The organism is Staphylococcus sp. HMSC36A10 (assembly GCF_001838845.1).
Taxonomy (GTDB): domain Bacteria; phylum Bacillota; class Bacilli; order Staphylococcales; family Staphylococcaceae; genus Staphylococcus; species Staphylococcus aureus.
On the sequence record NZ_KV839130.1, the window covers coordinates 244,402 to 258,649 of the forward strand.

Sequence of the window (14,248 nt, forward strand, 5' to 3'; positions counted from 1 at the left end):
GTGAATTATCGTGATAAAATTCAAAAGTTTAGTATTCGTAAATATACAGTTGGTACATTTTCAACTGTCATTGCGACATTGGTATTTTTAGGATTCAATACATCACAAGCACATGCTGCTGAAACAAATCAACCAGCAAGCGTGGTTAAACAGAAACAACAAAGTAATAATGAACAGACTGAGAATCGAGAATCTCAAGTACAAAATTCTCAAAATTCACAAAATAGTCAATCATTAACTGCTACTCATGAAAATGAGCAACCAAATATTAGTCAAGCTAATTTAGTAGATCAAAAAGTAGCGCAATCATCTACTACTAATGATGAACAACCAGCATCTCAAAATGTAAATACAAAGAAAGATTCGGCAACGGCTGCGACAACACAACCAGATAAAGAAGAAAGTAAGCATAAACAAAACGAAAGTCAATCTGCTAATAAAAATGGAAACGACAATAGAGCGGCTCATGTAGAAAATCATGAAGCAAATGTAGTAACAGCTTCAGATTCATCTGATAATGGTAACGTACAACATGACCGAAATGAATTACAAGCATTTTTTGATGCAAATTATCATGATTATCGCTTTATTGACCGTGAAAATGCAGATTCTGGCACATTTAACTATGTAAAAGGCATTTTTGATAAGATTAATACGTTATTAGGCAGTAATGATCCAATAAACAATAAAGACTTGCAACTTGCATACAAAGAATTGGAACAAGCTGTTGCTTTAATTCGTACAATGCCTCAACGTCAACAGACTAGCCGACGTTCAAATAGAATTCAAACGCGTTCGGTTGAGTCAAGAGCTGCAGAGCCTAGATCAGTATCAGACTATCAAAATGCAAACTCATCATATTATGTTGAAAATGCTAATGATGGTTCGGGCTATCCTGTTGGTACATATATCAATGCTTCTAGTAAAGGGGCGCCATATAATTTACCAACTACACCATGGAATACATTGAAGGCCTCTGACTCAAAGGAAATTGCTCTTATGACAGCGAAACAAACTGGAGACGGGTACCAATGGGTTATTAAGTTTAATAAAGGACATGCTCCACATCAAAATATGATCTTTTGGTTTGCATTACCAGCAGACCAAGTGCCAGTAGGAAGAACTGACTTTGTAACAGTTAATTCAGATGGAACAAATGTACAATGGAGTCATGGAGCAGGAGCAGGTGCAAATAAACCACTTCAACAAATGTGGGAATATGGAGTAAATGATCCTCATCGTTCACATGACTTTAAAATAAGAAATAGAAGTGGCCAAGTAATATATGACTGGCCAACTGTCCATATTTATTCTTTAGAAGATTTATCTAGAGCGAGTGATTATTTTAGTGAAGCTGGAGCGACACCTGCTACTAAAGCTTTTGGTAGACAAAATTTTGAATATATTAATGGTCAAAAACCTGCTGAATCACCGGGTGTTCCTAAAGTTTATACTTTCATCGGTCAAGGTGATGCAAGTTATACAATTTCATTTAAAACACAAGGTCCAACTGTTAATAAATTGTACTATGCAGCAGGTGGGCGTGCTTTAGAGTACAATCAATTATTTATGTACAGTCAACTATACGTCGAATCAACGCAAGACCATCAACAACGTCTTAATGGTTTAAGACAAGTGGTTAATCGTACATATCGCATAGGTACAACTAAACGTGTAGAAGTGAGTCAAGGAAATGTACAAACGAAAAAGGTATTAGAAAGTACAAACCTAAATATAGATGATTTTGTTGATGATCCTTTAAGTTATGTTAAGACGCCGAGTAATAAAGTGTTAGGATTTTATTCGAATAATGCAAATACTAATGCTTTTAGACCGGGTGGAGCCCAACAATTAAATGAATATCAACTAAGTCAATTATTTACTGATCAAAAATTACAAGAAGCAGCAAGAACTAGAAACCCAATAAGATTAATGATTGGTTTCGACTATCCTGATGCTTATGGTAATAGTGAAACTTTAGTTCCTGTTAACTTAACGGTATTACCTGAAATCCAACATAATATTAAATTCTTTAAAAATGACGATACTCAAAATATTGCTGAAAAACCATTTTCAAAACAAGCTGGGCATCCAGTTTTCTATGTATATGCAGGTAACCAAGGGAATGCTTCCGTGAATTTAGGTGGTAGCGTAACATCTATTCAACCATTACGTATTAATTTAACAAGTAATGAGAATTTTACAGATAAAGATTGGCAAATTACAGGTATTCCGCGTACATTACACATTGAAAACTCGACAAATAGACCTAATAATGCCAGAGAACGCAATATTGAACTTGTTGGTAACTTATTACCAGGGGATTACTTTGGAACGATACGTTTTGGACGTAAAGAACAATTATTCGAAATTCGTGTTAAACCACATACACCAACAATTACAACGACAGCTGAGCAATTAAGAGGTACAGCATTACAAAAAGTACCTGTTAATATTTCGGGAATACCGTTGGATCCATCTGCATTGGTTTATTTAGTTGCACCAACAAATCAAACTACGAATGGTGGTAGTGAGGCAGATCAAATACCATCTGGTTATACGATACTTGCGACTGGTACACCTGATGGGGTCCATAACACAATTACTATACAACCAAAAGATTATGTTGTATTCATACCACCAGTAGGTAAACAAATTAGAGCAGTAGTTTATTATAATAAAGTAGTTGCATCTAATATGAGTAATGCTGTTACTATTTTGCCAGATGACATTCCACCAACAATCAATAATCCTGTTGGAATAAATGCCAAATATTATCGTGGTGATGAAGTTAGCTTTACTATGGGGGTTTCAGATAGACATTCTGGATTAAAAAGTACAACTATTACGACATTGCCAAGTGGTTGGACATCAAATTTAACTAAATCCGACAACAAAAACGGCTCATTAGCTATTACAGGTAGAGTCTCTATGAATCAGGCATTTAACAGTGATATTACATTTAAAGTATCAGCGACAGACAATGTCAATAATACGACAAATGATAGTCAATCTAAACATGTGTCAATTCATGTAGGTAAAATTAGTGAAGATGCTCATCCGATTGTATTAGGAAATACTGAGAAAGTTGTAGTAGTCAATCCGACTGCTGTATCTAATGATGAAAAGCAAAGCATAATTACTGCCTTTATGAATAAAAACCAAAATATAAGAGGATATTTAGCATCAACTGATCCAGTAACTGTCGATAATAATGGTAATGTCACATTACATTACCGTGATGGCTCATCAACAACGCTTGATGCTACAAATGTGATGACATACGAACCAGTTGTGAAATCTGAATATCAAACTGCCAATGCAGCTAAAACAGCAACGGTAACGATTGCTAAAGGACAATCATTTAATATTGGTGATATTAAACAATATTTTACTTTAAGTAATGGACAAGCTATTCCAAGTGGCACATTTACAAATATTACTTCTGATAGAACGATTCCAACTGCACAAGAAGTTAGTCAAATGAACGCAGGCACGCAGTTATACCATATAACTGCTACAAATGCGTATCATAAAGATAGTGAAGACTTCTATATTAGTTTGAAAATCATCGATGTGAAACAACCAGAAGGCGATCAACGTGTATATCGTACATCAACATATGATTTAACTACTGATGAAATCTCAAAAGTAAAACAAGCATTTATTAATGCAAATAGAGATGTAATTACGCTTGCCGAAGGTGATATTTCAGTTACAAATACACCTAATGGTGCTAATGTAAGTACTATTACAGTAAATATTAATAAAGGTCGATTAACGAAATCATTCGCGTCAAACCTAGCTAATATGAATTTCTTGCGTTGGGTTAATTTCCCACAAGATTACACAGTATCTTGGACAAATGCGAAAATTGCAAATCGACCAACTGATGGTGGTCTATCTTGGTCTGATGACCATAAATCATTAATTTATCGTTATGATGCTACATTAGGTACTCAAATTACGACGAATGATATTTTAACAATGTTAAAAGCAACAACTACAGTGCCTGGATTGCGAAATAACATTACTGGTAATGAAAAATCACAAGCAGAAGCTGGCGGAAGACCTAACTTTAGAACGACTGGTTATTCACAATCAAATGCGACAACTGATGGTCAACGTCAATTTACGTTGAATGGTCAAGTGATTCAAGTGTTAGACATCATCAACCCTTCAAACGGTTATGGTGGGCAACCTGTTACAAATTCAAATACTCGTGCAAACCATAGTAACTCAACTGTTGTTAACGTAAACGAACCGGCAGCTAATGGTGCTGGCGCATTTACAATTGACCACGTTGTAAAAAGTAATTCTACACATAATGCAAGTGATGCAGTTTATAAAGCACAGTTATACTTAACGCCATATGGTCCAAAACAATATGTTGAACATTTAAATCAAAATACAGGAAATACTACTGACGCTATTAACATTTATTTTGTACCAAGTGATTTAGTGAATCCAACAATTTCAGTAGGTAATTACACTAATCATCAAGTGTTCTCAGGTGAAACATTTACAAATACGATTACAGCGAATGATAACTTTGGTGTGCAATCTGTAACTGTACCAAATACATCACAAATTACAGGCACTGTTGATAATAACCATCAACATGTTTCTGCAACGGCACCAAATGTGACATCAGCAACTAATAAGACAATCAATTTATTAGCAACTGATACAAGCGGCAATACAGCTACAACTTCGTTCAATGTAACAGTGAAACCTTTGCGTGATAAATATCGAGTTGGTACTTCATCAACGGCTGCTAATCCTGTGAGAATTGCCAATATTTCGAATAATGCGACAGTATCACAAGCTGATCAAACGACAATTATTAATTCGTTAACGTTTACTGAAACAGTTCCAAATAGAAGTTATGCAAGAGCAAGTGCGAATGAAATCACTAGTAAAACAGTTAGTAATGTCAGTTGTACTGGAAATAATGCCAATGTCACAGTAACTGTTACTTATCAAGATGGAACAACATCAACAGTGACTGTACCTGTAAAGCATGTCATTCCAGAAATCGTTGCACATTCGCATTACACTGTACAAGGCCAAGACTTCCCAGCAGGTAATGGTTCTAGTGCATCAGATTACTTTAAGTTATCTAATGGTAGTGACATTCCAGATGCAACTATTACATGGGTAAGTGGACAAGCGCCAAATAAAGATAATACACGTATTGGTGAAGATATAACTGTAACTGCACATATCTTAATTGATGGCGAAACAACGCCGATTACGAAAACAGCAACATATAAAGTAGTAAGAACTGTACCGAAACATGTCTTTGAAACAGCCAGAGGTGTTTTATACCCAGGTGTTTCAGATATGTATGATGCGAAACAATATGTTAAGCCAGTAAATAATTCTTGGTCGACAAATGCGCAACATATGAATTTCCAATTTGTTGGAACATATGGTCCTAACAAAGATGTTGTAGGCATATCTACTCGTCTTATTAGAGTGACATATGATAATAGACAAACAGAAGATTTAACTATTTTATCTAAAGTTAAACCTGACCCACCTAGAATTGACGCAAACTCTGTGACATATAAAGCAGGTCTTACAAACCAAGAAATTAAAGTTAATAACGTATTAAATAACTCGTCAGTAAAATTATTTAAAGCAGATAATACACCATTAAATGTCACAAATATTACTCATGGTAGCGGTTTTAGTTCGGTTGTGACAGTAAGTGACGCGTTACCAAATGGCGGAATTAAAGCAAAATCTTCAATTTCAATGAACAATGTGACGTATACGACGCAAGACGAACATGGTCAAGTTGTTACAGTAACAAGAAATGAATCTGTTGATTCAAATGACAGTGCAACAGTAACAGTGACACCACAATTACAAGCAACTACTGAAGGCGCTGTATTTATTAAAGGTGGCGACGGTTTTGATTTCGGACACGTAGAAAGATTTATTCAAAACCCGCCACATGGGGCAACGGTTGCATGGCATGATAGTCCAGATACATGGAAGAATACAGTCGGTAACACTCATAAAACTGCGGTTGTAACATTACCTAATGGTCAAGGTACGCGTAATGTTGAAGTTCCAGTCAAAGTTTATCCAGTTGCTAATGCTAAGGCGCCATCACGTGATGTGAAAGGTCAAAATTTGACTAATGGAACGGATGCGATAAACTACATTACATTTGATCCAAATACAAACACAAATGGTATCACTGCAGCATGGGCAAATAGACAACAACCAAATAACCAACAAGCAGGCGTTCAACATTTAAATGTCGATGTCACATATCCGGGTATTTCAGCTGCTAAACGAGTTCCTGTAACTTTGAACGTATATCAATTTGAATTCCCTCAAACTACTTATACAACAACAGTTGGTGGCACTTTAGCAAGTGGTACGCAAGCATCAGGATATGCACAAATGCAAAATGCTACTGGTTTACCAACAGATGGATTTACGTATAAATGGAATCGTGATACTACAGGTACAAATGACGCAAACTGGTCAGCTATGAATAAACCGAATGTGGCTAAAGTCGTTAACGCAAAATATGACGTCATCTATAACGGACATACTTTTGCAACATCTTTACCAGCGAAATTTGTAGTAAAAGATGTGCAACCAGCGAAACCAACTGTGACTGAAACAGCGGCAGGAGCGATTACAATTGCACCTGGAGCAAACCAAACAGTGAATACACATGCCGGTAACGTAACGACATACGCTGATAAATTAGTTATTAAACGTAATGGTAACGTTGTGACGACATTTACACGTCGCAATAATACGAGTCCATGGGTGAAAGAAGCATCTGCAGCAACTGTAGCAGGTATTGCTGGAACTAATAATGGTATTACTGTTGCAGCAGGTACTTTCAACCCTGCTGATACAATTCAAGTTGTTGCAACGCAAGGAAGCGGAGAGACAGTGAGTGATGAGCAACGTAGTGATGATTTCACAGTTGTCGCACCACAACCGAACCAAGCGACTACTAAGATTTGGCAAAATGGTCATATTGATATCACGCCTAATAATCCATCAGGACATTTAATTAATCCAACTCAAGCAATGGATATTGCTTACACTGAAAAAGTGGGTAATGGTGCAGAACATAGTAAGACAATTAATGTTGTTCGTGGTCAAAATAATCAATGGACAATTGCGAATAAGCCTGACTATGTAACATTAGATGCACAAACTGGTAAAGTGACGTTCAATGCCAATACTATAAAACCAAATTCATCAATCACAATTACTCCGAAAGCAGGTACAGGTCACTCAGTAAGTAGTAATCCAAGTACATTAACTGCACCGGCAGCTCATACTGTCAACACAACTGAAATTGTGAAAGATTATGGTTCAAATGTAACAGCAGCTGAAATTAACAATGCAGTTCAAGTTGCTAATAAACGTACTGCAACGATTAAAAATGGCACAGCAATGCCTACTAATTTAGCTGGTGGTAGCACAACGACGATTCCTGTGACAGTAACTTACAATGATGGTAGTACTGAAGAAGTACAAGAGTCCATTTTCACAAAAGCGGATAAACGTGAGTTAATCACAGCTAAAAATCATTTAGATGATCCAGTTAGTACAGATGGTAAAAAGCCAGGTACAATTACGCAGTACAATAATGCAATGCATAATGCGCAACAACAAATCAATACTGCGAAAACAGAAGCACAACAAGTGATTAATAATGAGCGTGCAACACCACAACAAGTTTCTGACGCATTAACTAAAGTTCAAGCTGCACAAACTAAGATAAATGAAGCTAAAGCATTACTTCAAAATAAAGAAGATAATAGTCAATTAGTAACGTCTAAAAATAACTTACAAAGTTCTGTGAACCAAGTACCATCAACTGCTGGTATGACGCAACAAAGTATTGATAACTATAATGCGAAGAAGCGTGAAGCAGAAACTGAAATAACTGCAGCTCAACGTGTTATTGACAATGGCGATGCAACTGCACAACAAATTTCAGACGAAAAACATCGTGTCGATAACGCATTAACAGCATTAAACCAAGCGAAACATGATTTAACTGCAGATACACATGCCTTAGAGCAAGCAGTGCAACAATTGAATCGCACAGGTACAACGACTGGTAAGAAGCCGGCAAGTATTACTGCCTACAATAATTCGATTCGTGCACTTCAAAGTGACTTAACAAGTGCTAAAAATAGCGCTAATGCTATCATTCAGAAGCCAATAAGAACAGTGCAAGAGGTACAATCTGCGTTAACAAATGTAAATCGTGTCAATGAGCGATTAACGCAAGCAATTAATCAATTAGTACCTTTAGCTGATAATAGTGCTTTAAGAACTGCCAAGACGAAACTTGATGAAGAAATCAATAAATCAGTAACTACTGATGGTATGACACAATCATCAATCCAAGCATATGAAGATGCTAAACGTGCGGGTCAAACAGAATCAACAAATGCACAAAATGTTATTAACAATGGTGATGCGACTGACCAACAAATTGCCGCAGAAAAAACAAAAGTAGAAGAAAAATATAATAGCTTAAAACAAGCAATTGCTGGACTAACTCCAGACTTGGCACCATTACAAACTGCAAAAACTCAGTTGCAAAATGATATTGATCAGCCAACGAGTACGACTGGTATGACAAGCGCATCTATTGCAGCATTTAATGAAAAACTTTCAGCAGCTAGAACTAAAATTCAAGAAATTGATCGTGTATTAGCCTCACATCCAGATGTTGCGACAATACGTCAAAACGTGACAGCAGCGAATGCCGCTAAATCAGCACTTGATCAAGCACGTAATGGCTTAACAGTCGATAAAGCGCCTTTAGAAAATGCGAAAAATCAACTACAACATAGTATTGACACGCAAACAAGTACAACTGGTATGACACAAGACTCTATAAATGCATACAATGCGAAGTTAACAGCTGCACGTAATAAGATTCAACAAATCAATCAAGTATTAGCAGGTTCACCGACTGTAGAACAAATTAATACAAATACGTCTGCAGCAAATCAAGCTAAATCTGATTTAGATCATGCACGTCAAGCTTTAACACCAGATAAAGCGCCGCTTCAAACTGCGAAAACGCAATTAGAACAAAGCATTAATCAACCAACGGATACAACAGGTATGACAACCGCTTCGTTAAATGCGTACAACCAAAAATTACAAGCAGCGCGTCAAAAGTTAACTGAAATTAATCAAGTGTTGAATGGCAACCCAACTGTCCAAAATATCAATGATAAAGTGACAGAGGCAAACCAAGCTAAGGATCAATTAAATACAGCACGTCAAGGTTTAACATTAGATAGACAGCCAGCGTTAACAACATTACATGGTGCATCTAACTTAAACCAAGCACAACAAAATAATTTCACGCAACAAATTAATGCTGCTCAAAATCATGCTGCGCTTGAAACAATTAAGTCTAACATTACGGCTTTAAATACTGCGATGACGAAATTAAAAGACAGTGTTGCGGATAATAATACAATTAAATCAGGTCAAAATTACACTGACGCAACACCAGCTAATAAACAAGCGTATGATAATGCAGTTAATGCGGCTAAAGGTGTCATTGGAGAAACGACTAATCCAACGATGGATGTTAACACAGTGAACCAAAAAGCAGCATCTGTTAAATCGACGAAAGATGCTTTAGATGGTCAACAAAACTTACAACGTGCGAAAACAGAAGCAACAAATGCGATTACGCATGCGAGTGATTTAAACCAAGCACAAAAGAATGCATTAACACAACAAGTGAATAGTGCACAAAACGTGCAAGCAGTAAATGATATTAAACAAACGACTCAAAGCTTAAATACTGCTATGACAGGTTTAAAACGTGGCGTTGCTAATCATAACCAAGTCGTACAAAGTGATAATTATGTCAACGCAGATACTAATAAGAAAAATGATTACAACAATGCATACAACCATGCGAATGACATTATTAATGGTAATGCACAACATCCAGTTATAACACCAAGTGATGTTACCAATGCTTTATCAAATGTCACAAGTAAAGAACATGCATTGAATGGTGAAGCTAAGTTAAATGCTGCGAAACAAGAAGCGAATACTGCATTAGGTCATTTAAACAATTTAAATAATGCACAACGTCAAAACTTACAATCGCAAATTAATGGTGCGCATCAAATTGATGCAGTTAATACAATTAAGCAAAATGCAACAAACTTGAATAGTGCAATGGGTAACTTAAGACAAGCTGTTGCAGATAAAGATCAAGTGAAACGTACAGAAGATTATGCGGATGCAGATACAGCTAAACAAAATGCATATAACAGTGCAGTTTCAAGTGCCGAAACAATCATTAATCAAACAACAAATCCAACGATGTCTGTTGATGATGTTAATCGTGCAACTTCAGCTGTTACTTCTAATAAAAATGCATTAAATGGTGATGAAAAATTAGCACAATCTAAAACAGATGCTGCAAGAGCAATTGATGCATTACCGCATTTAAATAATGCACAAAAAGCAGATGTTAAATCTAAAATTAATGCTGCATCAAATATTGCTGGCGTAAATACTGTTAAACAACAAGGTACAGATTTAAATACAGCGATGGGTAACTTGCAAGGTGCAATCAATGACGAACAAACGACATTAAATAGTCAAAATTATCAAGATGCGACACCAAGTAAGAAAACAGCATACACAAATGCGGTACAAGCTGCGAAAGATATTTTAAATAAATCATATGGTCAAAATAAAACGAAAGATCAAGTTACTGAAGCGATGAATCAAGTGAATTCTGCTAAAAATAACTTAGATGGTACGCGTTTATTAGATCAAGCGAAGCAAACAGCAAAACAGCAGTTAAATAATATGACGCATTTAACAACTGCACAAAAAACGAATTTAACAAACCAAATTAATAATGGTACTACTGTCGCTGGTGTTCAAACGGTTCAATCAAATGCCAATACATTAGATCAAGCCATGAATACGTTAAGACAAAGTATTGCCAACAAAGATGCGACTAAAGCAAGTGAAGATTACGTAGATGCTAATAATGATAAGCAAACAGCATATAACAACGCAGTAGCTGCTGCTGAAACGATTATTAATGCTAATAGTAATCCAGAAATGAATCCAAGTACGATTACACAAAAAGCAGAGCAAGTGAATAGTTCTAAAACGGCACTTAACGGTGATGAAAACTTAGCTGCTGCAAAACAAAATGCGAAAACGTACTTAAACACATTGACAAGTATTACAGATGCTCAAAAGAACAATTTGATTAGTCAAATTACTAGTGCGACAAGAGTGAGTGGTGTTGATACTGTAAAACAAAATGCGCAACATCTAGACCAAGCTATGGCTAGCTTACAGAATGGTATTAACAACGAATCTCAAGTGAAATCATCTGAGAAATATCGTGATGCAGATACAAATAAACAACAAGAGTATGATAATGCTATTACTGCAGCGAAAGCGATTTTAAATAAACAACATGGTCCAAACACTGCGCAAAATGATGTTGAGGCAGCATTACGACGTGTGAATACAGCGAAAGATGCATTGAATGGTGATGCAAAATTAATTGCAGCTCAAAACGCAGCGAAACAACATCTAGGTACTTTAACGCATATCACTACAGCACAACGCAATGATTTAACAAATCAAATTTCACAAGCTACAAACTTAGCTGGTGTTGAATCTGTTAAGGAAAGTGCGAATAGTTTAGATGGTGCAATGGGTAACTTACAAACGGCTATCAACGATAAATCTGGAACATTAGCGAGCCAAAACTTCCTAGATGCTGATGAGCAAAAACGTAATGCTTACAATCAAGCTGTATCAGCTGCCGAAACAATTTTAAATAAACAAACTGGACCGAATACAGCGAAAACAGCAGTCGAACAAGCACTTAATAATGTTAATAATGCGAAACATGCATTAAATGGTACGCAAAACTTAAACAATGCGAAACAAGCAGCGATTACAGCAATCAATGGCGCATCTGATTTAAATCAAAAACAAAAAGATGCATTAAAAGCACAAGCTAATGGTGCTCAACGCGTATCTAATGCACAAGATGTACAGCACAATGCGACTGAACTGAACACGGCAATGGGCACATTAAAACATGCCATCGCAGATAAGACGAATACGTTAGCAAGCAGTAAATATGTTAATGCCGATAGCACTAAACAAAATGCTTACACAACTAAAGTTACCAATGCTGAAAATATTATTAGCGGTACGCCAACGGTTGTTACGACACCTTCAGAAGTAACAGCTGCAGCTAATCAAGTAAACAGCGCGAAACAAGAATTAAATGGTGACGAAAGATTGCGTGTAGCAAAACAAAACGCCAATACTGCTATTGATGCATTAACACAATTAAATACTCCTCAAAAAGCTAAATTAAAAGAACAAGTGGGACAAGCCAATAGATTAGAAGACGTACAAACTGTTCAAACAAATGGACAAGCATTGAACAATGCAATGAAAGGCTTAAGAGATAGTATTGCTAACGAAACAACAGTCAAAGCAAGTCAAAACTATACAGACGCAAGTTCGAATAACCAATCAACATATAATAGCGCTGTGTCAAATGCGAAAGGTATCATTAATCAAACTAACAATCCGACTATGGATACTAGTGCGATTACCCAAGCTACAACACAAGTGAATAATGCTAAAAATGGTTTAAACGGTGCTGAAAACTTAAGAAATGCACAAAACACTGCTAAGCAAAACTTAAATACGTTATCACACTTAACAAATAACCAAAAATCTGCAATCTCAACACAAATTGATCGTGCAGGTCATGTGAGTGAGGTAACAGCTGCTAAAAATGCAGCAACTGAGTTGAATACGCAAATGGGTAACTTGGAACAAGCTATCCATGATCAAAACACAGTTAAACAAAGTGTTAAATTTACTGATGCAGATAAAGCTAAACGTGATGCGTATACAAATGCGGTAAGCAGAGCTGAAGCAATTCTGAATAAAACGCAAGGTGCAAATACGTCTAAACAAGATGTTGAAGCGGCTATTCAAAATGTTTCAAGTGCTAAAAATGCATTGAATGGTGATCAAAACGTTACAAATGCGAAGAATGCAGCTAAAAATGCATTAAATAACTTAACGTCAATTAATAATGCACAAAAACGTGACTTAACAACTAAAATTGATCAAGCAACAACTGTAGCTGGTGTTGAAGCTGTATCTAATACAGGTACACAATTGAATACAGCGATGGCTAACTTGCAAAATGGTATTAATGATAAAACAAATACACTAGCAAGTGAAAACTATCATGATGCTGATTCAGATAAGAAAACTGCTTATACTCAAGCCGTTACGAACGCAGAAAATATTTTAAATAAAAATAGTGGATCAAATTTAGACAAAACTGCCGTTGAAAACGCGTTGTCACAAGTTGCTAATGCGAAAGGTGCCCTAAATGGTAACCATAATTTAGAGCAAGCTAAATCAAATGCAAACACTACTATAAACGGACTTCAACATTTAACAACTGCTCAAAAAGATAAATTGAAACAACAAGTGCAACAAGCACAAAATGTTGCAGGTGTAGATACTGTTAAATCAAGTGCCAACACATTAAATGGTGCTATGGGTACGTTAAGAAATAGCATTCAAGATAACACAGCTACGAAAAATGGCCAAAACTATCTTGATGCTACAGGAAGTAACAAAACAAACTATAACAATGCTGTTGATAGTGCTAATGGTGTCATTAATGCAACAAGCAATCCAAATATGGATGCTAATGCAATTAACCAAATCGCTACACAAGTGACATCAACGAAAAATGCATTAGATGGTACACATAATTTAACGCAAGCGAAACAAACAGCAACAAATGCCATCGATGGTGCTACTAACTTAAATAAAGCGCAAAAAGATGCGTTGAAAGCACAAGTGACAAGTGCGCAACGTGTTGCAAATGTAACAAGTATCCAACAAACTGCAAATGAACTTAATACAGCTATGGGTCAATTACAACATGGTATTGATGATGAAAATGCAACAAAACAAACTCAAAAATATCGTGACGCTGAACAAAGTAAGAAAACTGCTTATGATCAAGCTGTAGCTGCTGCGAAAGCAATTTTAAATAAACAAACAGGTTCAAATTCAGATAAAGCAGCAGTTGACCGTGCATTACAACAAGTAACAAGTACGAAAGATGCATTGAATGGTGATGCAAAACTGGCAGAAGCGAAAGCGGCAGCTA

At 36.2% G+C, this 14,248-nt stretch carries 1 protein-coding gene (cut by a window edge); it reads left to right on the forward strand.

The features are described 5' to 3' along the window. On the forward strand, positions 1-14,248 hold part of the coding region annotated (gene ebh, locus HMPREF3247_RS13295) for a hyperosmolarity resistance protein Ebh (RefSeq protein WP_070866252.1) (this coding region is incomplete at its 3' end). Its footprint extends 13,497 nt past the window's final position; 14,248 of 27,745 annotated nt are visible.